The organism is Pseudomonas sp. PDM05 (assembly GCF_014851685.1).
In the GTDB taxonomy this organism is placed as follows: domain Bacteria; phylum Pseudomonadota; class Gammaproteobacteria; order Pseudomonadales; family Pseudomonadaceae; genus Aquipseudomonas.
Genome location: NZ_JACVAC010000001.1, coordinates 156,079 through 176,666 on the forward strand (window position 1 = coordinate 156,079; position 20,588 = coordinate 176,666).

The window sequence follows — 20,588 nt, forward strand, 5'->3', positions numbered from 1 at the left end:
ATAGAATGTGGGCATACTTGCCCCTCGATCTGATCTGGAAGCCTTATGCCTCGGCGCTTATTCAAACGGTACATGCCCGACCCCAGCAGTATCAGGGAACACAAGTCCTTACGATTCCTCGGCACGTTGCTGCATGACCCCAACCTCTGGCATCTCAACCGGCACTCGGTGGCACGGGCCATGGCCGTGGGTTTATTCGCGGCGTTTATCCCGATTCCGTTGCAGATGTTGTTGGCGGCGGTCCTGTCGATCACGGTACGCGGCAACATGCCCATCGCCGTCAGCCTGGTGTGGCTGACCAACCCGATCACCATGCCGGTGGTGTTCTTCTGCACCTATTTGACCGGCGCCTGGCTGATGAATGTGCCGCCACGCAGCCTGCCCGATGACCTGACCTGGGAGTGGATCAGCGGCCAGCTGAGCACCCTGTGGCAGCCGTTCCTGCTGGGTTCAGTGGTGTTGGGGTTGGTGTTGGGCGCGCTGGCCTATTGCCTGACCATGGGCTACTGGCGCTGGTGGGTGGCCCACCAATGGAAGAAGCGCAGACTACGTCGCGCTTGAGGCCTGGCGCGCCTGCAGGCGCAGGTGAATGCGCAGGCCTTGTCCGGTGTTTTGCGCCCACAGGCTGCCGTCCTGACGCTGCACGGCGTTGCGCGCGATGCTCAGGCCCAGGCCAAAGCCGCCGTCGCCGGGCCGCGAGCCATCCAGGCGGGTGAACGGCGCAAAGATACGCTCCAGATCGCGCTCATCGATACCACCGCCCTGATCCTCCAGCCACAAGTGCCAGTAATCCCCCTCGCGCCGCCCATCCAGGCTCACTGCACCTTCGACGGGCGAATGGCGTATGGCATTGCGCAGGATATTCTCCAGGGCCTGGGCCAACGCGTTGAGGTTGCCGCGCACCCAGCAATCGGCGCCCAGCAGGCACGGCAGGCGCGATGCCGGCCAATCACTTTCAAAACAGGCGTTCTCACGCAACATGTCCCACAACGCCTGCACCTGAATGTCTTCCCGGGGCAGCGGCGCACGCTCGGTATCCAGCCAGGCGAGTTGCAGACTGTCCTCCACCAGGCGCTGCATTGCGTCGATCTCCCGGCTCAAGCGCTCACGCAGTTGCGTCAGATCCTGTTCGCTGTCGCACGCCACCCGCAGCCGGCTCAGCGGGGTGCGCAGTTCATGGGACATGTCCCGCAGCAGTTGTTGCTGCAAGACCACCGTGCCCTGCAGGCGTTCGGACATGTGATCAAACGCACGCCCCAATTCGCCCAGCTCATCCTGGCGACTGATGGCCGCCTGGGACAACCGTGTATTCAACTGGTCGGCGCGCCAGGCATTGGCCTGCTCACGCAGTTGATTGAGGGGCATGATCAGCAGGCGATAGAGCCCGATGCACAGCAGCAACGTGAATAAACCGGGGATAACCCCATTGGTCACCACTCGCCAGAACACCTGATAGCGCCCCGGCATAAAACGTTGCGGCAACTCGATCACCAGCGAACCCGCCTCCGGGTTCACCGGGAAGGGAATTTTCAACCACGGCAAGCCTTTCACATGCCGGCTGACCGGCCAGTCCAGCCCACGCAGGAACGTCAGGCGTTGACTTTCCTTGTCGCTCAACGGGTAGCTGCTCAAGGACTGCAAGTCATTGCCAATCACCCCGATCCAGGTGCGCTCACGCGTGCCCATCTGCTGCAGCCACGCATCAACCCCGGCGTGCCCACCGCGGTTCCAGGCCTGCTCGGCACTGACCGCGTAACCACTCAAGGTGATCCTCGCTTCGTCGGACAGGTACTGGTTCTTCTGCTCCATGTACCGACCCCAGGACCAACTGAGCCAGATCATCAACAAACAGAAGGCGATCAACAGGCACGCCAGTTTCCAGAATAACGAGTGCTTGCCCGGCAACCGCTGCAACGGACGTTCAAAGGCCGTCATCGGCACCGCTCAGCACATAGCCCTTGCCCCACACCGTGCGTACTTCGCGCTCGCCGTAGCCAACGGCCTTGAGCTTGCGGCGGATCTGGCTGATGTGCATGTCGAGGCTGCGATCATGGGGCGCATAGCCGCGCTGCAACACGTGCTGATAAAGGAAGGCTTTACTGAGGACTTCTTCACCGTTGCGGTGCAGGGTTTCCAGCAAGCGGTATTCGCTGCGCGTCAGCCCGGCCCACTGCCCCTGATAGAGAACGTCGCACAGCTCGTCGTCAAAACGCAGGGTGGGCGCATCGTCGCGCGGCGGTGAAAGGCTCGGCAAAGGCCGGCGGTCGAGGGCCACCCGGCGCAGGATGGCTTCGATGCGCACGCGCAATTCGACCATACTGAACGGCTTGGGCAGGTAGTCGTCCGCCCCCAGGCGAAAGCCACTGATACGATCGGCCTCGGCGCCCAGGGCCGACATCAGGATGACCGGGATCGAGTGGCTCTGGCGCAAATGCGTGAGGATCGACAAGCCATCCATCCCCGGCAGCAGAATATCCATCAGCACCACGTCGAACGCTTGGTCACGGGCCATTTGCAAGCCCTGCTGACCGTTCTGGCACCACGTCACCTGGAAACCACAGCGCCCCAAATGCTCGTGGACATAGGCGCCGAGCACAGGGTCATCTTCAATGCTCAGGATACTGGGTAGGCCAACTGCTGCGGGATTCATTAGCGTCTGCAAGTCATTCTCAATGGCCGATTATTCAAGATTAACCCGCCGCAGGCAATCGCCATCCGCCCCCCAATGGCCCGAAGATTGCCTCATATCATTAATTTGCAAGATCCGACGCCGCGCAAATGGCTACACTGCGCAGGTGGCGCGGCCCGGATGCTGGCGTGGTTTATCGATAACAGTGTGGTAGCAGGAGAGTGGCGTGCTTAGAAGAATGGGGATAAAAGGCCGCGTACTGTTGCTGACCTTATTACCGACCAGTCTGATGGCCCTGTTGTTGGGGGGCTATTTCACCTGGATGCAACTGTCGGAATTGCAGACCCAATTGCTGCAACGCGGCGAAATGATCGCCGAGCAACTGGCGCCGCTGGTCGCCCCGGCCCTGAGCGCGAAGAACACCGAGCTGCTGGAACGCATCGCCACCCAGTCACTGGAGCAGCCGGACGTGCGCGCCGTGTCGTTCCTCAGCCCGGACCGCACGCCCCAAGCCCACGCCGGCCCGACCATGCTCAACCAGCCGCCCATCGGCAACAGTTCGCACCTGCTGCAACGCACCGGCAACGATGCAACGCGTTACCTGCTGCCAGTCTTTGGCCGTCATCGCAACCTCGCGGGCGAGTTGATCCCCGACGAAGCTGACCGCCTGCTGGGCTGGGTCGAAGTCGAACTGTCCCACAACGGCATGTTGCTGCGTGGCTATCGCAGCCTGTTCGCCAGCCTGCTGTTGATCGCCATCGGGCTGATCTGCACCGCAGCCCTGGCCCTGCGCATCAGCCGCACCATCAACTCGCCGATTGGCCTGATCAAGCAAGCCGTAGCCCAGCTCAAGGACGGCAACCTGGAAACCCGCCTGCCGCCGCTGGGCAGCCAGGAATTGGACCAGCTCGCTTCGGGCATCAACCGCATGGCCGAAACCCTGCAAAACGCCAGGGAAGAACTGCAGCACAGCATCGACCAGGCCACCGAAGACGTGCGCCAGAACCTGGAAACCATCGAGATCCAGAACATCGAGCTGGACCTGGCGCGCAAGGAGGCCCTGGAGGCCAGCCGCATCAAGTCCGAGTTCCTGGCCAACATGAGCCATGAAATCCGCACTCCGCTCAACGGCATCCTTGGTTTCACCCATCTGCTGCAAAAAAGCGAATTGTCGCCGCGCCAGCTGGACTACCTGGGCACCATCGAAAAATCCGCCGACAACCTGCTGGGCATCATCAACGAAATCCTCGATTTCTCGAAGATCGAGGCCGGCAAACTGGTGCTCGACAGCGTGCCCTTCAACCTGCGGGATCTGCTGCAGGACACCCTGACCATCCTCGCTCCTGCGGCCCATGCCAAACAGTTGGAGCTGGTCAGCCTGGTCTACCGCGACACCCCGCTGGCGTTGGTGGGCGACCCGCTGCGCCTTAAACAGATCCTGACCAACCTGATCAGCAACGCGATCAAGTTCACTCGCGAAGGCACCATCGTCGCCCGGGCAATGATCGAAGACGAACAGGAAGACAGCGTGCAACTGCGCATCAGCGTGCAGGACACCGGCATCGGCCTGTCCAGCCAGGATGTGCGCGCGTTGTTCCAGGCCTTCAGCCAGGCCGATAACTCGCTGTCGCGCCAGCCTGGCGGCACCGGCCTGGGCCTGGTGATTTCCAAGCGTTTGATTGAACAGATGGGCGGTGAAATCGGTGTCGACAGCACGCCTGGGGAAGGCTCGGAATTCTGGATCAGCCTGAACCTGCCCAAAACCCGTGACGACCTCGAAGACCTGCCCTCTGCGCCATTGCTCGGGCGCCGCGTGGCGGTGCTGGAGAACCACGAACTGGCGCGCCAGGCCCTGCAGCATCAGTTGGAAGACTGCGGCCTGGAAGTCACGCCGTTCAACAGCCTGGAAAGCCTGACCAACGGCATCACCAGCGCCCATCAGACCGAGCAGGCCATCGACCTCGCCGTACTTGGCATCACCGCCAATGACATCCCACCGGAGCGCCTCAACCAGCACCTGTGGGACCTTGAGCACCTGGGTTGCAAGGTTCTGGTGCTGTGCCCGACCACCGAACAGATGCTGTTCACCCAGTCGGTACCCAACCCCAACAGCCAGCTGCAGGCCAAGCCCGCCTGCACCCGCAAACTGCGCCGTGCCCTGGCCGACCTGATCAGCCCGCGGCCCTCGCGCAGCGAGCCCGGCGAGCCGCTGTCCAGCCGCGCGCCACGGGTGCTGTGCGTGGACGACAACCCGGCCAACCTGCTGCTGGTGCAGACCCTGCTGGAAGACATGGGCGCCAAGGTCCAAGCGGTAGAAAGCGGGTTCGCCGCCATTGACGCGGTCAAACGGGAAACCTTCGACCTGGTGCTGATGGACGTGCAGATGCCCGGCATGGACGGACGCCAGAGCACCGAGGCGATTCGCCAGTGGGAAAGCGAGCGCCACGGTACGCCGCTGCCGGTGGTCGCCCTCACCGCCCACGCCATGGCCAACGAAAAACGTGCCCTGCTGCAAAGCGGCATGGATGACTACCTGACCAAACCGATCAGCGAGCGGCAGTTGGCCCAGGTGGTGCTCAAATGGACCGGCCTGGCCCTGCGCAACCAGGTACCGGAGCGTGCCACCGACGGCCTCGCCCCAGCCGTGAAGCTGCTGGTGCTGGATCATGAAGAAGGCCTGCGCCTGGCCGCCGGCAAGACCGACCTGGCCGCCGACATGCTGGCCATGTTGCTGGCCTCACTGGAAGCCGACCGCCTGGCCATCACCGTGGCCCGCGAAGCCAAGGACCACAACGCGCTGATCGAACGCGTCCACCGCCTGCACGGCGCCACCCGTTATTGCGGCGTGCCGCAACTGCGCGCCGCCTGCCAACGTGCCGAGACCTTGCTTAAACAGGACGATGCAAAGGCCTTGCATGCCCTGGACGAACTGGACATGGCGATTGCGCGGTTGGCGAGCGAAGCGCGGGTCAGCGCCTGAAGCAACGCTTCAGGAAACCGCCTTATGTGGGAGCGGGCTTGTGTGGGAGCCCGCTCCCACAAGGGTCATGTGTTTTCAAATGATTAATCGCAGGGAGCATTTTTTATGCGCGTCATACTTTTCAGCAGCCAGGCCTACGACCGCGACAGCTTCCTCGGCGAGGCGCTACCCTCCGGCGTGGAGCTGCAATTCCAACCCGCCCGCCTCAACCTCGACACCGTGGCACTGGCCGAACACCACGAAGTGGTTTGCCCCTTTATCAACGATGACCTCAGCGCCCCGGTGCTGGAACACCTGGCCAAAGGCGGCACCCGCCTGATCGCGCTGCGCTCGGCCGGTTACAACCATGTCGACCTGGCCGCCGCCAAGCGCCTGGGCCTGACCATCGTGCGCGTGCCCGCCTATTCGCCGCACGCCGTCGCCGAACATGCGGTGGCGCTGATCCTCGCCCTCAACCGCCGCCTGCACCGCGCCTACAACCGCACCCGCGATGGCGATTTCAGCCTGCACGGCCTGACCGGCTTCGATCTGGTCGGCAAGACCGTCGGAGTGGTCGGCACCGGACAGATCGGTGCGACGTTCGCCAAGATCATGGCCGGTTTCGGCTGCCAGTTGCTCGCCTACGATCCGTACCCCAACCCGCAGGTGCTGGCCCTCGGCGCCCGCTACGTGAGCCTGCCCGAACTGCTGGCCCAAGCGCAGATCATCAGCCTGCATTGCCCGCTGACAGCCGACAGCAAACACCTGATCAACGCCAACTCCCTGGCGCACATGCAGCCAGGCGCGATGCTGATCAATACCGGGCGCGGCGGCCTGGTCGACACCCCGGCACTGATCGAAGCGCTCAAGGATGGCCAGCTCGGTTACCTGGGGCTGGATGTGTACGAGGAAGAGGCGCAATTGTTCTTCGAGGACCGCTCCGACCTGCCCCTGCAAGACGACGTACTCGCACGCCTGTTGACCTTCCCCAATGTGATCATCACCGCACACCAGGCGTTTCTTACCCGCGAGGCGCTGTCGGCGATTGCATGCACGACCCTCGCCAACATCGCCGCGTGGGCCGAGGGCCGCACGCAGAACCTCGTTGAAGGATGATCAGCGGTCACATACCAGGCTCATGATGGGCCGGCACCCGTGATAGGATGCCGCGCCTATTTGGAGGATCCATGGCCGAACACGATTTCCGCTTCAGCTTGCTGAGCCCGCAACACACCCTGATCGAATGCCGCGCCCTGGTGCCGGGCCGTTACCAGATCACCGGCAACGGTGGTTCGATCAAGCACGGCGACGTGCTGATCGTCACCCTGCGCGGCAGCAAAACCCTGTCGATGCGCCTCACCGTCGAAGGCGACGCGCGCTACTCCATCCGCCCGGCGGGTCAATGGGTCGCCATGGCCCACGGGCCGAAATTCGGCGAATTGGAAATTCACACCTGGAAGGTCAACTGCGACAGCTGCGACACCGTGCTGGAGTTTGAATTCGCAGTGGAAACCAAGCTGAGCAAAGAGCCGCTGCAACCGGCCGCCAATGCGCGCATCAAGGAGCTGGGCTGGGCCAGCCAGGGCGACAAGCACCGCTGCCCGAAATGCCAGCAGGCCGCACAATGAAAGGCCTGCTTCTGCTCGCCGCCGCAGGTGCGGCCCTCACGGGTTGCGCCGCTGATACGGCCAAGCTCAAGCAGGATCACAGCTACGTGGTGGAATGGATCGGTGAGCGGCCACTGATGGACTACGCGCACCTGACGGTCACCCTCGGCGAGGACGGTCGTGCCTATGGCAACGGCGGCTGCAACCATTGGTTCGCACCGTACACCCTCGAGGGCGACAAGCTTAGCTTCGGCCAGATCGGCAGCACCCGCAAACTCTGCGCCGAGGCCTTGATGGAGCAGGAACACCGCTTCTTCCAGGCCCTGCAAGGCGTGCAGCGCTGGGACATCTCGCCGATCGAGCAAACGCGTTTCTGGCCGGCAGAAGGCAAGCCGATCCGCCTGTGGCTGGAAGAAGGCTGACAGCAACCATTTCAGGATTGAACGAGGTCAAAATGTGGGAGCGGGCTTGCTCGCGAAAGCGGTGGATCAGTCACAGATGTGTTGTCTGATCAGCCGCTTTCGCGAGCAAGCCCGCTCCCACATTGGTTTGGTGTTGTTGCTTTAACCGCGTAGTGCCTTCAGCTTTGCGATCACGCCTTCCGCCGTCTGCTCCCCCATCAACTGTTCACGCACCTTGCCCTTGTCATCAATAATGTAAGTTACCGGCAGCGCCTCGCTGCGCGGTATATCAAAGATCCCTTCCGGGTTCTGCGCCAGCACCGTGAACTTGATCCCCAGCTTCTCGCTGGCGGCCTTCAATTCCTCACCCTGCACATTGTCGAAATTGACCCCGAACACCCCGACGTTCTGCCCTTTCAACTGATCCGCCAGGGCGTTCAGCTCAGGGATCTCGGTACGGCACGGGCCACACCATTCGGCCCAGTAATTGACCACGACCCATTGTTTATCCAAGCGTTCAGCCGCGACTTTCTTGCCGTACTGGTCAACGCCGTAGTCATTGCCGCAGCCGCTGAGTAGCAGGGTTGTGATGATCGCCAATGCACCGATCAGTCGACTTGTCATGGGGTAATCCTTCGTAAAAATGAACGTTGGCTGCGACCTATCGCCTCTTACGGTTTAAGGACGGGACGCTGCGCAGGTAGAATACCTGCCACCTTACGCAAGATGCGACCCGCACATGACCGATCTGACGCTTTATCACAACCCGCGCTGCTCGAAATCCCGCGGTGCGCTTGAACTGCTCGAAGCCCGTGGCCTCACCCCGACCGTGGTGCGTTACCTGGAAACCCCGCTGGACGCCGCGCAACTGAAGGCCTTGCTCGCCAAGCTGGGCCTGAGCGCACGCCAATTGCTGCGCACCGGCGAAGACGAATACAAGACCCTCAACCTGGCCGACGCCAGCCTCAGCGAAGCACAACTGATCGCCGCCATCGCCGCGCACCCCAAGTTGATGGAACGGCCGATCCTGGAAACCGCCGACAAAGCCATCATCGGCCGCCCGCCAGAAAACGTGCTGGAGATCCTGCCGTGACCACACCGTATGTGCTGGTGCTGTATTACAGCCGCAACGGCTCGGTCAGCGAAATGGCCCGGCAGATCGCCCGGGGTATCGAGCAAGGCGGCATGGAAGCGCGCCTGCGCACCGTTCCAGCGATCTCCACCGAGTGCGAAGCCGTGGCGCCGAGCATCCCGGAGGAAGGCGCGCTGTATGCCAGCCTCGACGACCTGAAGCACTGCTCGGGCCTGGCCCTGGGCAGCCCGACCCGCTTCGGCAACATGGCCGCGCCGCTCAAGTACTTCATCGATGGCACCAGCAACCTGTGGCTGACCGGCGCCCTCGTCGGCAAACCGGCCGGGGTGTTCACTTCCACTGCCAGCCTGCACGGCGGCCAGGAAACCACGTTGATGTCGATGCTGCTGCCATTGCTGCACCACGGCATGTTGATCACCGGCTTGCCCTACAGCGAACAGGCATTGCTCGACACCCAAGGCGGCGGCACGCCCTACGGCGCCAGCCACCACGCCGGGCCGGACGGCAAGCGCCTGCTCGATCAACATGAGATCGCCCTGTGCCGCGCCCTGGGCTTGCGCCTGGCGAACACCGCCACATTGCTGGAGAGCGGCCGTGGCCAGAAAGCCTAAGGTCTTGCCGCCCCAGGCGTGGTTGGAGCCACGGGTCAAGGTTGCACGGGCGTTGAGCCTGCTGGCGTTCTTTGGGCTGGTGGGGTTGCTGTGCGGCTATTACCTGTTCGTCGCCGACCTGCACGGCGCACGGCCGTGGGTGATCCTGCTGATCGAACTGGTGCCGCTGCTGTTGCTCGCACCGGGAATGCTGCTGGGCAGTGCGCGCGGGCATTCGTGGATGTGCTTTGCGGTGAACCTGTATTTCATCAAGGGCGCGCTGGCGGCGTATGACCCGAACCGCCAGTGGTTCGGGGTGCTGGAGATGCTGGCGAGCCTGGCGGTGTTTTGTACGGCCTTGCTGTATGTGCGCTGGCGGCATCAGCTCAACCGACAGCTCGCACCTTGACCTGTAGTGAGCGGGCTTGCCCCGCGCTGGGGGGCGAAGCCGCCCCAAACGGTACGCCGCGGTGTATCAGCAAGACCGCGGTGTCTGGATTTAGGGCGGCTTCGCCCCCTGGCGCGGGGCAAGCCCGCTCACTACAGGCTAGTGATTGACGGTGTAGGCCAGCATCATCGACAACTGGCACATCGGCCGCCCACTCTCGGCATGCCACTCATTGAACGCCGCCTGCACCGTCGCCAGGTCCCGCAGGCTGGTGGGTGCCTTGTCGACGATCTTCTGTGCGTTCAACGCCGCCACCACGTCAAAACTCGGCACGAACGTATCCTTGCCGACCATGCGCAAAAAGCGCGGTGCCGATAGACCGCCCAACTGGTGGCCGTGCTTGCTCAGGTACTTCCACAGCCCAACGATGTCGGTCACCGGCCAATCGGCGATAAACGCGCCGAAGCTGCCGTGTTCATGGGCGATGTCCAGGATCATCTGCGCATTGCGCGGCACACTCTTGAGCTTGCCCAGGTGGCGGATGATGCTGGTGTCCTGCATCAGCCGCTCCAGGTGCTCGGCGCCCATCAGCACGACTTTTTCCGGGTCGAAGCCGAAGAACACTTTCTCGAACGCCGGCCACTTGGCATCCACCACGCTGTGTTTCAAGCCCGCACGGAACACCCGCAGGGCCAGGGTCGACAGGTAGCGGTCGTCGCTGATCTGGCGCAACTGCGCCGCAGTATTCGGTACGGGTAGGTGGGCTTCCAGCTCGGCCGCCGAACCGAAGCGGTTCAGACAGTATTCGTGCAGCCACTTGTAATCGCGCATGCCCTCTCCCGGGATTCGAATTGAAAACGGCGCCCGCGAGCGCCGTGTGTCAGAGCATTGAAGTCGCTTAGAGGTTCACTATATTGACGAAACGCGAAGCGGCGCTTTCGTCGATCTTGAGACTGGTGAAATCGAACAGGTTGCGGTCGGCCAACTGCGACGGCTGCACGTTCTGCAGGCTGCGGAAGATGCTCTCGGTGCGGCCCGGTGTCTTGCGTTCCCACTCCACCAGCATTTCCTTGACCACCTGGCGTTGCAGGTTTTCCTGGGAGCCGCAGAGGTTGCACGGGATGATCGGGAATTGCTTGAGGTCGGAGTAGGCCTGGATGTCCTTCTCGTTGCAATACGCCAGCGGGCGAATCACCACGTTGCGCCCGTCATCCGCGCGCAGCTTGGGCGGCATGGCCTTGAGCGAACCGTTGAAGAACATATTGAGGAAGAAGGTCTCGACGATGTCGTCGCGGTGATGGCCCAGGGCCATTTTGGTCGCACCGATTTCATCGGCAAAGGTGTAGAGCGTGCCCCGACGCAGGCGCGAGCACAGCGAGCAGGTGGTCTTGCCTTCTGGAACCAATTCCTTGACCACCGAATAAGTGTCTTTTTCGACGATGTGATACTCGACACCCAGCTCTTTGAGGTAGGCCGGCAGCACATGCTCGGGGAAGCCCGGTTGTTTCTGGTCCATGTTGACGGCAACGATCTCGAACTTGATCGGCGCGACCTTTTGCAGGTGCAGCAGCACGTCGAGCATGGTGTAACTGTCTTTGCCGCCGGAGAGGCAGACCATGACCTTGTCGCCGTCCTCGATCATGTTGAAATCGGCGACCGCTTCACCGGCCAGGCGACGCAGGCGTTTCTGCAGTTTGTTCTGGTTGACTGTAAGAGTGCCCATGGCGCTTGAATCCGCAAAAGGTGTGTGACGAAAAGCGCAGCATTTTACGCAAAAATGCTTCAATGGGCGACGCCGATCCAATGTGGGGGCCGGCTTGCCTGCTCCCACACCGACCATGGCAGTTCCGACAGACTTCACCGCGATTAGGGCCAATGTTTACAGCGCGATTTGCTCTAAAGGCCTTACAGTTATTCCGGTCATCCCTTCCTATACTGCGACTTGAGGTCGCACATATATATCCAGACCTTTCAGGCCAATTGGCCCGTGGGCGCTCCGATGGGGGGCGATGGTAATAACAACAGGAGTGACTGGCATGATCCATCACGTCGTGGGGCTGTTTACCCATCCTGACCAGGAATGGCGGGAAATCCGTGGCGATAAAGAAGAAAGCATCGGCCACATGTACCTCACTCACACGCTGATTCTCGCGGCGATCCCCGCCGTATCAGCCTTTATCGGCACCACCCGGGTCGGCTGGGTCATCGGCAACCGCTCGCCCGTGATGTTGACTCAGGAAAGCGCCCTGTGGATGACCATCATGTCGTACGCGGCCATGCTCGCCGGCGTGGCGGTGATGGGCGCCTTCATCCATTGGATGGCCCGTACCTACGACGCCAACCCCAGCATGTCGCGCTGCGTCGCGTTTGCCACCTATACCGCGACACCGCTGTTTATCGGCGGGCTGGCGGCGCTGTACCCGCACATGTGGCTGGGCATGGTCGTGGGCACGGCGGCGATCTGCTACACGGTGTACCTGCTGTATGTGGGGCTGCCGACGTTCATGAACATCGATCCGGACGAGGGCTTCCTGTTTTCCAGCTCGGTGCTGGCCGTGGGCCTGGTGGTGCTGGTGGCAATCATGGCGTTTACCGTGATCGTCTGGGGCTTGGGCGTTGGGCCTATCTATACCAATTGAGCGTTTCAGACCGTGAGCAAGGCCACCGCAAGGTGGCTTTGTGCGTTATGCATGACCATTCGGCGCCTGAACCATTCGGAAACACACGGCGTTGCGGCATACTGGGCGCCTCTGGAGATAGGTACAGCATGCCCGAGCAACTCAATACCCGCGTCGAAGATTGTTTCCTGCAAGCCGAATCCTTTTTCAAACGAAGCTTCAAACGCCCCCAGGTCAGCCTCAAGCTGCGGGGCCAGAAGGCCGGTGTCGCGCATTTGCACGAGAACCTGCTGCGCTTCAACCCCCAGCTGTACCGTGAAAACAGCCAGCATTTCCTGAAACAGACGGTGGCCCATGAAGTGGCGCACCTGATTGCCCACCAATTGTTTGGCGAACGCATCCAGCCCCATGGCGAAGAATGGCAATTGATCATGCGCGGGGTGTACGAACTGCCGCCGGACCGTTGCCATACGTATGCGGTAAAGCGGCGTCAGGTGACGCGGTATATCTACCGCTGCCCGTGTGCGGACAGTGACTTTCCCTTTTCGTCACAGCGCCATGGGTTGGTGGCTCAGGGGCGGCGGTATTTGTGTCGGCGCTGTCGGCAGACCTTGGTGTTTACCGGGGAGACGCGGGTGGAGTGAAGGCCTCTTCGCGAGCAAGTCCACTCCCACATTGGATCGGTGATCGACATGACAACCCGGCCAAATGTGGGAGCGGGCTTGCCCGCGAAGGCGCCGGATCAGTCAACCAATAACCCTGGCCTGCCGCAAAGCCTCAATACGCTGAATACTGAAGCCCAACTCAGCCAACACTTCATCGCTGTGCGCGCCCACCGCCCCGCCAATATGCCGAGGCGCTGGCAACCCCTCCGAGAACTTCAACGGACACGCCAACTGCAGCTGGGTCGAACCATCGCCCCGGGGCACCTGCCTCAACAATTCCCGCGCCTTCAACTGGGGATGCTCAAGCGCCTCACTCAAACTCAACACGGGTTCGACGCAGGCATCCACCTCGGCAAATAACGCGCACAGCTCCTCAAAACTGCGTTTCTCAAACTCAACCTGCAAAGCCTGCTTGAGCACTTTTTGCCGCTCCGGCTCCGGCGACAAGCCTTGAGCCGCCAACTCCGGCCGTCCCAGCGCCGCACACAGCGACTGCATGAAAGCCGGCTCCAGACTGCCCACCGACATCCATCGCCCATCCCGGGTCCGATAGTAATCGTAGAAACTGCCACCGTTGAGCACGTGGTTTTCCCACGCCGGCTCCACCCCGCACGCCAGGTAGCCCGCTGCCGCCATGGCGTTAAGGCTGAAGGAGCAATCGGTCATGCTCACGTCCAGATATTGCCCCACCCCGCTCTGCTGCCGCGCAATCACTGCCGCGAGCAACCCCACCACCGCATGCAACGAGCCACCGCCCACATCCGCCAACTGCACGCCCAACGGCAGCGGCCCACTGTCCTGGCGCCCGGTGTAGCTGGCCACACCGGACAACGCCAGGTAGTTGATGTCATGCCCGGCGCGGTCCTTGTAGGGGCCGGTCTGACCGTAGCCGGTGATCGACACATAAATCAGCCGGGGGTTGATCGCCTTCAGCGCTTCATACCCCAGGCCCAGGCGCTCCATGACCCCGGGGCGGAACTGTTCGAGGACAATGTCGTAGTCCTTGACCAGCGCCCGCACGATCTCCAGCGCCTCGGCTTGCTTGAGGTCCAGGGCCAGGCTGCGCTTATTGCGATTGAGGTAGGCGTGGCTCGCCGAAGTCCCCCGGTCATGGGGCGGCAGCACCCGCAGCAAGTCCATGCGCGTTGGCGATTCGATGCGCAGCACCTCGGCGCCCATGTCCGCGAGCATCAAGGATGCAAACGGGCCAGGCAGCAAGGTGGAGAAATCCAACACTTTGAGGGACGCCAAGGGACCTGACATGGGCACTCCAATTCCGTTTCGATTGCCCACAGACTAGGCAGCCTTGGTCCTACGGGCAATCGTCAGAACGATCAGCAACAGTGACCGTTTTGATCACGGCGGGCTTTTTCCTGGCGGCGGCTTTATCATTGGCCCACGTTTGCTTGCCGAGTGTGCCATGAAGTTTGCGATAGCCCTGTTTTCCGCGGCCCACGCGCCCTCCTCGCGCCGCGCCTTGCTGTTCGCCCAGGCGGCGTTGGCCGGTGGGCATGAGATTGTGCGGCTGTTTTTCTACCAGGACGGCGTGTACAGCGCGTCCAATAACATCGTCACCCCGCAGGATGAGCAGGACATCGCCCGCCAATGGCGTGAGTTTGTCAGCCAGCACCAGCTCGACGGCGTGGTATGCATCGCCGCCGCCCTGCGTCGCGGGGTGCTCAACACCGAGGAGGCCACGCGTTATCAGCGCAGCGCGGTCAACCTCGATGCACCGTGGGCGTTGTCTGGCCTTGGGCAACTGCACGACGCCGCACAAACCGCCGACCGCCTGATCTGCTTTGGAGGGCCGTGAGATGTCCAAATCCCTGTTGGTGATCAGCCGCCAGGCACCGTGGTCCGGGCCGAGTGCACGGGAAGCGCTGGATATCGTGCTGGCCGGTGGCGCGTTCGATTTGCCCATCGGTTTGTTGTTCATGGATGACGGCGTGTTCCAGCTCGCACCGCACCAGAACGCCAAGGCCGTGCAACAAAAGGACCTCAGTGCCAACCTGCAGGCCTTGGGGCTGTTCGGTATCGACGATGTATTTGTCTGCCGCCACAGCATGGCCGTGCGTGGCCTGACGCCGCCCACCGAGGCGCAACCATTGAGCAACGAGGCGATTTCCCAATTGATTGACCGTTACGACCAGGTGATTACCCTCTGATGTCGACTTTACATGTGGTATCTCACTCGCCGTTTTCCGACAGTCGCCTCGACAGCTGCCTGCGCATCTGCGGCGCCGAGGACGCGATCTTGCTGTGCGGCGATGGCGCCTACGGGCTGCACGCCCCCGCCCTGCATACCAAGGGTGTGAAGGTGTTTGTGCTGGCCGAAGACATGCAGGCGCGCAACCTGCCATTACCCGACTGGGCCGACAGCGTGGACTATCCCGGCTTCGTGCAACTGTCTATCGACTATGACAAGGTCAACAGCTGGCTATGAACACCTTGACCGTAGGCGAACGCACCTATGAGTTGGACAAGGACGGCTACCTCGTCGACTTGAACGACTGGTCCACAGAAGTCGCCAGCGCCCTGGCTGCCGCCGAAGCGCTCGATCTGACGCCCGACCACTGGGAAATCCTCGAATTGCTGCGCGGCTTCTACGCCGAGTTCCAACTGTCCCCGGCAACGCGCCCGCTGATCAAGTACACCGCCTTGAAGCTGGGCCCGGAAAAGGGCAACAGCCTGCACCTCAACAAACTGTTCAACGGCACTCCCGCCAAACTCGCCGCCAAGCTGGCGGGCCTGCCCAGGCCGACGAATTGCTTATGACCGACTTTGCCCCGCTGACCCTCGAAACTCCCGCCGAACACCCGTTTGCGCTATTCGTGCGCATCCTGGGCAAAGGCAAGCGCGGCGCGCGCAATCTCACCCGTGAGGAAGCCCGCGAAGCCATGGGCATGCTGCTCGACGAAAAAGTCGAAGACACCCAGCTCGGCGCGTTCCTGATGTTGCTGCGCCACAAGGAAGAAAGCCCGGAAGAACTCGCCGGTTTCACCGAAGCCGTGCGCGAACGCCTCAACGCCCCGGCGCTGAACGTCGACGTGGACTGGCCGACCTACGCCGGCAAGAAGCGCCACCTGCCGTGGTTTCTGCTGGCGGCCAAGTGCCTCGCGCAAAATGGCGTACGCATCCTCATGCACGGCGGCGGCGCGCATACCGCGGGCCGGTTGTACACCGAGCAACTGCTGGCAACCTTGCAGATCCCGCTTTGCCGCAACTGGCAGCAGGTCGAAAGCGCTTACCAACACGGGAACCTGGCATTTATCCCGCTGGGCGACTGGGCGCCACAACTGCAACGCATGATCGACCTGCGCAACACCCTCGGCCTGCGTTCGCCGATCCACTCCCTGGCGCGTCTGCTCAACCCGCTGAATGCACGCCTGGGCCTGCAAAGCATTTTCCACCCCGGCTACCAGGGCGTGCACCGCGATGCCAGCGGCCTGCTCGGCGACAATGTGATCGTGGTGAAGGGCGACGGCGGCGAGATCGAGATCAACCCCGACAGCGCCAGCCACCTCTACGGCACCACCGGCGGCAAGAGCTGGGACGAGGAGTGGCCCGCCCTCTCCGCCCAACGCCACGTCAAACCGGCGACCCTGGAGCCTGAGCATTTGAAGGCGCTGTGGCGCGGTGAAGTCGAGGACAGCTACCCGCAACTGGCGCTGATCGCCACCATGGCGCTGGCCTTGCGCGGTCTTGGCCATTCGCGGGAGCAGGCTTTCGTGTTGGCCCAGCAGTACTGGGACGCACGGAACAAATCGATTTAATCGATAATTCACCCGCAGTCTTTGCGCTTTTAAATCGAACCCATCCCTTTAGACTGGGCTCCAACGCTTATTAGTTGAGGAGCCAGTCATGGGTTTGCTGATCGAAGGACGCTGGAAAGACCAGTGGTACGAAAGTAGCGCAGATGGCGCTTTCCAACGTGAACAGGCGCAGCGCCGCCACTGGGTGACTGCCGACGGTTCGCCCGGGCCGAGTGGCGAGGGTGGATTCAAGGCCGAAGCCGGTCGCTACCACCTCTACGTGTCCCTCGCCTGCCCTTGGGCCCATCGCACCCTGATCATGCGCAAGCTCAAGGGCCTGGAAAGCCTGATCGATGTGTCCGTGGTCAGCTGGTTGATGCTGGAAAACGGCTGGACCTTCGACAAGGCCCACGGCTCCAGCGGCGACGCCCTCGACGGTTTTGCCTTCATGCATCAGCGCTACACCGCCGATACCGCCGACTACACCGGCCGGGTGACGGTGCCCGTTCTGTGGGACAAGAAGCTCAAGCGTATCGTCAGTAATGAATCGGCGGAAATCATCCGCATGTTCAACAGCGCGTTCAATGGGCTGACCGGCAACACCCTGGACTTCTACCCCGAGGCGCTACGCCCGAGCATCGACGCACTGAACGAACGCATCTACCCGGCCGTGAACAACGGCGTGTATCGCGCAGGCTTTGCCACTTCGCAGCAGGCATACGAAAGTGCGTTTGATGATGTGTTTGCCGAATTGGATCATCTGGAGCAGCACCTGAGCGACCATCGCTACCTGGCCGGCGAGTTCCTGACCGAAGCGGATGTGCGCCTGTTTACCACGCTGATCCGTTTTGATGCGGTGTATTACGGGCACTTCAAATGCAATCTGCGGCGGATTGCGGATTATCCGAACTTGTCGAACTGGCTGCGGGAGTTGTATCAGTGGCCCGGAGTGGCCGAGACGGTGGATTTTGCGCATATCAAGGGGCATTACTACGCCAGTCACCGCACGATCAATCCGACGGGGATTGTGCCCAAAGGCCCGTTGCAAGTATTTGATACCCCGCATGATCGCTTGAAATTGAAGGGCAACGCAGTTTGGAGCTGATCCGGGCTGCTCGCTGAACTTGAAGGCCTCATCGCGGGCAAGCCCGCTCCCACATGGAATGCGATCCCCTGTGGGAGCGGGCTTGCCCGCGATGCTTTTAGGTTTCAGACCTGGGACTGGGCGCCTTCAAACCACTTGAGCTTCTCGCGCAACACCACCACTTCACCGACGATCACCAGTGTCGGCGCATGCACTTCATGCTCCGCCACCATGCGCGGCAAGTCGGCCAGGGTGCCGGTAAACACCCGCTGGTTGGACGTTGTGCCTTGCTGGATCAACGCCGCCGGGGTATCGGCTGCGCGTCCATGCTTGATCAGCTGTTCGCAGATGATCGGCAAGCCGATCAAGCCCATGTAGAACACCAGGGTCTGCGACGGCCCCACCAGGTCATGCCAGGGCAGGTCCGAAGTCCCGTCCTTCAAATGCCCGGTGATGAAGCGTACCGACTGCGCATAGTCGCGGTGAGTCAGCGGAATCCCGGCATACGCCGCGCAGCCGCTGGCCGCCGTGATGCCCGGCACCACTTGGAACGGGATGCCGTGGGCCGCCAATTCTTCGATTTCTTCGCCACCACGGCCAAAGATGAACGGGTCGCCACCTTTAAGGCGCAACACGCGCTTGCCTTGCTTGGCCAAGTCCACCAATTGCTGGTTGATCTGGTCCTGGGGCACGGCGTGGTCGGCGCGACGCTTGCCGACGTATACGCGCTCGGCATCACGGCGGCACAGTTCGAGAATCGCTGGCGCGACGAGGCGGTCGTACAGCACCACATCGGCTTGCTGCATCAGGCGCAGTGCGCGGAAGGTCAACAGGTCCGGGTCACCAGGACCGGCGCCCACCAGGTAAACCTCACCCGGCGCATGGGGCGGCTTGCCGTTGACTTTCTCCACCAACAAACGCTCGGCTTCAGCACCCTGCCCGGCCAATTGGCGATCGGCAATCGGGCCCTGGAACACCTCTTCCCAGAACGCGCGACGTTGCTGCACATCCGGGTACAAACCTTTGACCTGGGCACGAAAGCGCGCCGCCAACCCGGCCAATTGGCCGTAGGTGGACGGAATCCAGGTTTCCAGCTTGGCCCGGATCAGCCGCGCCAGTACCGGCGCATCGCCGCCACTGGACACCGCGATCACCAAGGGCGAGCGGTCGACAATCGCCGGGAAGATCACGCTGCACAAGGCTGGCGCGTCCACCACATTGACCGGCACGCAACGGCGCTTGGCGTCGCTGGACACTTGCGCGTTCAGTGGCTCGTCGTCCGTTGCCGCGATGATCAGGGTGCAACCGTCGAGGTCGGCCTCCTGATAACCGCGCAAAATCAGTTCCCCGCCACTGCCCAGTACCAACTCGCGGAGTTGGTCTTCGATCTGGGGAGCAACCACCCGCAGCAACGCACCGGCGTCGGCCAGCAGCCGGGATTTGCGCAAGGCAATCTCCCCGCCACCGACGACCAACACACGACTGCCGCGCAGGTTATGAAACAGCGGCAGAAATTCCATTTAGCCGATGACCTCAACGCCCGCCATATAAGGCTTGAGCACCTCGGGTACGCGGATGGAACCGTCTGCCTGCTGGTAGTTTTCCAACACGGCCACCAGGGTACGGCCTACCGCCAGGCCCGAACCGTTGAGGGTGTGCACCAGCTCCGGCTTGCCGGTTTCCGGGTTGCGGAAACGCGCCTGCATGCGGCGGGCCTGGAAATCGCCGCAGTTGGAGCACGACGAGATCTCGCGGTACTTGTCCTGGCTCGGCACCCACACTTCGAGGTCGTAGGTCTTCACGGCGCTGAACCCCATGTCGCCGGTGCACAACGCGAGTACACGGTACGGCAGCTCCAGCAGTTGCAGGACGCGCTCGGCGTTGGCAGTCAGGCCTTCGAGGGCTTCCATCGAGGTCGACGGCTCGACGATCTGCACCATCTCGACCTTGTCGAACTGGTGCTGGCGGATCATGCCGCGGGTGTCGCGACCCGATGCACCGGCTTCGCTGCGAAAGCACGGCGAGTGGGCGACGAACTTCAGTGGCAGCGCTTTGGCGTCGAGGATCTCGCCGGACACGATGTTGGTCAGCGACACTTCGGCCGTCGGGATCAGGTACAGGTCGGCTTCGCCTTCGCGGCTGATCTTGAACAGGTCTTCTTCGAATTTCGGCAGCTGGCTGGTGCCCATCAGCGCCGGTGCCTGCACCAGGTACGGCGTGTAGGCTTCTTCGTAGCCGTGCTCGGCGGTGTGCAGGTTGATCATGAACTGCGCCAGGGCGCGGTGCAGGCGGGCCACGGGGCCGCGCAGCAACGAGAATCGCGCGCCGGACATCTTCGCGGCGGTTTCAAAGTCCAGGCCGCCGGTCAGTTCGCCCAGGGCGACGTGGTCCTTGATCTCGAAATCGAAGGCTTTTGGCGTACCCCAGCGGCGCACTTCAACGTTGCCGTCTTCGTCTTCGCCCACCGGCACGGATTCATGCGGGATATTGGGGATGCCCAGCAGGATCGAGTCCAGTTCGGTCTGGATCTTGTCCAACTCGACTTTACCCTCGGACAGCTCAGTGCCCATACGCTCGACGTCCGCCATCAACGGCGCAATGTCTTCGCCGCGCTGTTTGGCCTGACCGATGGATTTGGAACGCGCATTACGCTCAGCCTGCAGTGCTTCGGTGCGGGTCTGGACGGTCTTGCGCTGTTCTTCCAGCGCTTCGATGCGCGCAACATCCAAGGCAAAGCCACGGGATGCCAGGCGGTCCGCTACGTCCTGAAGGTTGCTACGTAACAGTTTGGAATCGAGCATG

Annotated in this window: 24 protein-coding genes; 16 read left to right on the plus strand and 8 right to left on the minus strand. The window is 62.2% G+C overall.

Going from position 1 to position 20,588, the window contains the following annotated elements; genetic code table 11:
- Positions 1 to 45 precede the first annotated feature (45 nt).
- Positions 46 to 561 (plus strand): DUF2062 domain-containing protein, encoded by a 516-nt coding sequence (locus IB241_RS00780; protein ID WP_192296526.1) that lies wholly within the window; start codon positions 46 to 48, stop codon positions 559 to 561.
- Here IB241_RS00780 and IB241_RS00785 read toward each other — a convergent pair.
- Complete coding sequence (locus IB241_RS00785; protein ID WP_192296527.1) at positions 547 to 1,935, minus strand: sensor histidine kinase; 1,389 nt, start codon at positions 1,933 to 1,935, stop codon at positions 547 to 549. The genes IB241_RS00780 and IB241_RS00785 overlap by 15 nt on opposite strands.
- Positions 1,922 to 2,650, minus strand: a complete 729-nt coding sequence (locus IB241_RS00790; RefSeq protein WP_192296528.1) for a response regulator transcription factor — start codon at positions 2,648 to 2,650, stop codon at positions 1,922 to 1,924. Before IB241_RS00790 ends, IB241_RS00785 begins: the two co-directional genes overlap by 14 nt.
- A 205-nt stretch (positions 2,651 to 2,855) precedes the next feature.
- Here IB241_RS00790 and IB241_RS00795 point away from each other — a divergent pair, with 205 nt between their 5' ends.
- The 4 genes from IB241_RS00795 to IB241_RS00810 all read left to right on the plus strand — a co-directional run bounded on the left by IB241_RS00795 (position 2,856) and on the right by IB241_RS00810 (position 7,617).
- The gene (locus IB241_RS00795) at positions 2,856 to 5,609 is read left to right on the plus strand and encodes a response regulator (protein WP_192296529.1); all 2,754 of its coding nucleotides are present in this window, start codon (positions 2,856 to 2,858) and stop codon (positions 5,607 to 5,609) included.
- Positions 5,610 to 5,714: 105 nt separating this feature from the next.
- The gene (locus IB241_RS00800) at positions 5,715 to 6,704 is read left to right on the plus strand and encodes a 2-hydroxyacid dehydrogenase (protein WP_192296530.1); all 990 of its coding nucleotides are present in this window, start codon (positions 5,715 to 5,717) and stop codon (positions 6,702 to 6,704) included.
- A gap of 71 nt (positions 6,705 to 6,775) precedes the next feature.
- Positions 6,776 to 7,216, plus strand: coding sequence for a hypothetical protein (locus IB241_RS00805; RefSeq protein WP_192296531.1), 441 nt, complete (start codon positions 6,776 to 6,778; stop codon positions 7,214 to 7,216).
- Positions 7,213 to 7,617 carry an META domain-containing protein gene (locus IB241_RS00810; protein ID WP_192296532.1) on the plus strand — a complete coding sequence of 135 codons (405 nt, stop codon included), beginning with the start codon at positions 7,213 to 7,215 and terminating at the stop codon, positions 7,615 to 7,617. Before IB241_RS00805 ends, IB241_RS00810 begins: the two co-directional genes overlap by 4 nt.
- Before the next feature lie 141 nt (positions 7,618 to 7,758).
- Here the strand turns inward: IB241_RS00810 and IB241_RS00815 are convergent, their stop codons facing one another.
- A complete protein-coding gene (locus tag IB241_RS00815) occupies positions 7,759 to 8,220 on the minus strand; it encodes a TlpA family protein disulfide reductase (protein WP_192296533.1) in 462 nt (153 codons plus the stop codon).
- A 115-nt stretch (positions 8,221 to 8,335) separates the two neighbouring features.
- Between IB241_RS00815 and arsC the strand changes: the two genes are divergently transcribed.
- From arsC to IB241_RS00830, 3 genes are read left to right on the plus strand one after another with little or no spacing between them, the layout of a single operon-like run.
- On the plus strand, positions 8,336 to 8,689 hold the full coding sequence (gene arsC, locus IB241_RS00820) for an arsenate reductase (glutaredoxin) (protein WP_192296534.1): 354 nt from the start codon (positions 8,336 to 8,338) through the stop codon (positions 8,687 to 8,689).
- Positions 8,686 to 9,300: an NAD(P)H:quinone oxidoreductase gene (wrbA, locus tag IB241_RS00825; RefSeq protein WP_192296535.1), complete on the plus strand. Its 615-nt coding sequence runs from the start codon at positions 8,686 to 8,688 to the stop codon at positions 9,298 to 9,300. The genes arsC and wrbA overlap by 4 nt, the downstream gene beginning before the upstream one ends.
- Positions 9,284 to 9,688 (plus strand): DUF2069 domain-containing protein, encoded by a 405-nt coding sequence (locus tag IB241_RS00830; protein WP_192296536.1) that lies wholly within the window; start codon positions 9,284 to 9,286, stop codon positions 9,686 to 9,688. Before wrbA ends, IB241_RS00830 begins: the two co-directional genes overlap by 17 nt.
- 138 nt (positions 9,689 to 9,826) lie before the next feature.
- Here IB241_RS00830 and IB241_RS00835 read toward each other — a convergent pair whose 3' ends face one another.
- Positions 9,827 to 10,498, minus strand: coding sequence for a DNA-3-methyladenine glycosylase I (locus IB241_RS00835; RefSeq protein WP_192296537.1), 672 nt, complete (start codon positions 10,496 to 10,498; stop codon positions 9,827 to 9,829).
- A 67-nt stretch (positions 10,499 to 10,565) separates the two neighbouring features.
- The gene (gene ttcA / locus IB241_RS00840; protein ID WP_192296538.1) at positions 10,566 to 11,390 is read right to left on the minus strand and encodes a tRNA 2-thiocytidine(32) synthetase TtcA; all 825 of its coding nucleotides are present in this window, start codon (positions 11,388 to 11,390) and stop codon (positions 10,566 to 10,568) included.
- 313 nt (positions 11,391 to 11,703) lie between these two features.
- Between ttcA and IB241_RS00845 the strand changes: the two genes are divergently transcribed.
- Together IB241_RS00845 and IB241_RS00850 are read left to right on the plus strand one after the other, a co-directional pair.
- On the plus strand, positions 11,704 to 12,306 hold the full coding sequence (locus IB241_RS00845) for a Yip1 family protein (protein WP_192296539.1): 603 nt from the start codon (positions 11,704 to 11,706) through the stop codon (positions 12,304 to 12,306).
- Positions 12,307 to 12,434: 128 nt separating this feature from the next.
- Complete coding sequence (locus IB241_RS00850; protein WP_192296540.1) at positions 12,435 to 12,929, plus strand: SprT family zinc-dependent metalloprotease; 495 nt, start codon at positions 12,435 to 12,437, stop codon at positions 12,927 to 12,929.
- Between the two features lie 102 nt (positions 12,930 to 13,031).
- On the opposite strand, the gene IB241_RS00855 is transcribed toward IB241_RS00850, so the two are convergent.
- On the minus strand, positions 13,032 to 14,213 hold the full coding sequence (locus IB241_RS00855) for a CaiB/BaiF CoA transferase family protein (RefSeq protein WP_192296541.1): 1,182 nt from the start codon (positions 14,211 to 14,213) through the stop codon (positions 13,032 to 13,034).
- Positions 14,214 to 14,370: 157 nt separating this feature from the next.
- Here IB241_RS00855 and tusD point away from each other — a divergent pair, with 157 nt between their 5' ends.
- The 6 genes from tusD (at position 14,371) to IB241_RS00885 (ending at position 17,807) form a co-directional block, all read left to right on the plus strand.
- A complete protein-coding gene (tusD, locus tag IB241_RS00860; protein WP_192296542.1) occupies positions 14,371 to 14,763 on the plus strand; it encodes a sulfurtransferase complex subunit TusD in 393 nt (130 codons plus the stop codon).
- 1 nt (position 14,764) lies between these two features.
- Positions 14,765 to 15,115: a sulfurtransferase complex subunit TusC gene (tusC, locus tag IB241_RS00865; protein ID WP_122489804.1), complete on the plus strand. Its 351-nt coding sequence runs from the start codon at positions 14,765 to 14,767 to the stop codon at positions 15,113 to 15,115.
- Complete coding sequence (gene tusB / locus IB241_RS00870; protein WP_192296543.1) at positions 15,115 to 15,393, plus strand: sulfurtransferase complex subunit TusB; 279 nt, start codon at positions 15,115 to 15,117, stop codon at positions 15,391 to 15,393. Before tusC ends, tusB begins: the two co-directional genes overlap by 1 nt.
- Positions 15,390 to 15,725: a TusE/DsrC/DsvC family sulfur relay protein gene (locus IB241_RS00875; RefSeq protein ID WP_192296544.1), complete on the plus strand. Its 336-nt coding sequence runs from the start codon at positions 15,390 to 15,392 to the stop codon at positions 15,723 to 15,725. The genes tusB and IB241_RS00875 overlap by 4 nt, the downstream gene beginning before the upstream one ends.
- The gene (locus IB241_RS00880; RefSeq protein WP_192296545.1) at positions 15,722 to 16,723 is read left to right on the plus strand and encodes a glycosyl transferase family protein; all 1,002 of its coding nucleotides are present in this window, start codon (positions 15,722 to 15,724) and stop codon (positions 16,721 to 16,723) included. The genes IB241_RS00875 and IB241_RS00880 overlap by 4 nt, the downstream gene beginning before the upstream one ends.
- Positions 16,724 to 16,811: 88 nt before the next feature.
- Positions 16,812 to 17,807, plus strand: coding sequence for a glutathione S-transferase family protein (locus IB241_RS00885; protein WP_192296546.1), 996 nt, complete (start codon positions 16,812 to 16,814; stop codon positions 17,805 to 17,807).
- A gap of 104 nt (positions 17,808 to 17,911) precedes the next feature.
- Here the strand turns inward: IB241_RS00885 and cysG are convergent, their stop codons facing one another.
- Together cysG and serS are read right to left on the minus strand one after the other, a co-directional pair.
- Positions 17,912 to 19,306, minus strand: a complete 1,395-nt coding sequence (gene cysG / locus IB241_RS00890) for a siroheme synthase CysG (protein WP_192296547.1) — start codon at positions 19,304 to 19,306, stop codon at positions 17,912 to 17,914.
- Positions 19,307 to 20,587: a serine--tRNA ligase gene (gene serS / locus IB241_RS00895; protein ID WP_192296548.1), complete on the minus strand. Its 1,281-nt coding sequence runs from the start codon at positions 20,585 to 20,587 to the stop codon at positions 19,307 to 19,309. It abuts the gene before it with no gap.
- Position 20,588 lies beyond the last annotated feature (1 nt).

Coding starts and splice junctions, on each gene's coding strand:
- IB241_RS00885 (WP_192296546.1), top strand. CDS start 16,812: ATGGGTTTGCTGATCGAAGGACGCTGGAAAGACCAGTGGTACGAAAGT.
- cysG (WP_192296547.1), bottom strand. CDS start 19,306: ATGGAATTTCTGCCGCTGTTTCATAACCTGCGCGGCAGTCGTGTGTTG.
- IB241_RS00815 (WP_192296533.1), bottom strand. CDS start 8,220: ATGACAAGTCGACTGATCGGTGCATTGGCGATCATCACAACCCTGCTA.
- tusD (WP_192296542.1), top strand. CDS start 14,371: ATGAAGTTTGCGATAGCCCTGTTTTCCGCGGCCCACGCGCCCTCCTCG.
- IB241_RS00810 (WP_192296532.1), top strand. CDS start 7,213: ATGAAAGGCCTGCTTCTGCTCGCCGCCGCAGGTGCGGCCCTCACGGGT.
- serS (WP_192296548.1), bottom strand. CDS start 20,587: ATGCTCGATTCCAAACTGTTACGTAGCAACCTTCAGGACGTAGCGGAC.
- IB241_RS00850 (WP_192296540.1), top strand. CDS start 12,435: ATGCCCGAGCAACTCAATACCCGCGTCGAAGATTGTTTCCTGCAAGCC.
- arsC (WP_192296534.1), top strand. CDS start 8,336: ATGACCGATCTGACGCTTTATCACAACCCGCGCTGCTCGAAATCCCGC.
- IB241_RS00805 (WP_192296531.1), top strand. CDS start 6,776: ATGGCCGAACACGATTTCCGCTTCAGCTTGCTGAGCCCGCAACACACC.
- IB241_RS00875 (WP_192296544.1), top strand. CDS start 15,390: ATGAACACCTTGACCGTAGGCGAACGCACCTATGAGTTGGACAAGGAC.
- IB241_RS00835 (WP_192296537.1), bottom strand. CDS start 10,498: ATGCGCGATTACAAGTGGCTGCACGAATACTGTCTGAACCGCTTCGGT.
- IB241_RS00790 (WP_192296528.1), bottom strand. CDS start 2,650: ATGAATCCCGCAGCAGTTGGCCTACCCAGTATCCTGAGCATTGAAGAT.
- IB241_RS00780 (WP_192296526.1), top strand. CDS start 46: ATGCCTCGGCGCTTATTCAAACGGTACATGCCCGACCCCAGCAGTATC.
- IB241_RS00845 (WP_192296539.1), top strand. CDS start 11,704: ATGATCCATCACGTCGTGGGGCTGTTTACCCATCCTGACCAGGAATGG.
- tusC (WP_122489804.1), top strand. CDS start 14,765: ATGTCCAAATCCCTGTTGGTGATCAGCCGCCAGGCACCGTGGTCCGGG.
- ttcA (WP_192296538.1), bottom strand. CDS start 11,390: ATGGGCACTCTTACAGTCAACCAGAACAAACTGCAGAAACGCCTGCGT.
- IB241_RS00855 (WP_192296541.1), bottom strand. CDS start 14,213: ATGTCAGGTCCCTTGGCGTCCCTCAAAGTGTTGGATTTCTCCACCTTG.
- tusB (WP_192296543.1), top strand. CDS start 15,115: ATGTCGACTTTACATGTGGTATCTCACTCGCCGTTTTCCGACAGTCGC.
- IB241_RS00785 (WP_192296527.1), bottom strand. CDS start 1,935: ATGACGGCCTTTGAACGTCCGTTGCAGCGGTTGCCGGGCAAGCACTCG.
- IB241_RS00800 (WP_192296530.1), top strand. CDS start 5,715: ATGCGCGTCATACTTTTCAGCAGCCAGGCCTACGACCGCGACAGCTTC.
- IB241_RS00880 (WP_192296545.1), top strand. CDS start 15,722: ATGACCGACTTTGCCCCGCTGACCCTCGAAACTCCCGCCGAACACCCG.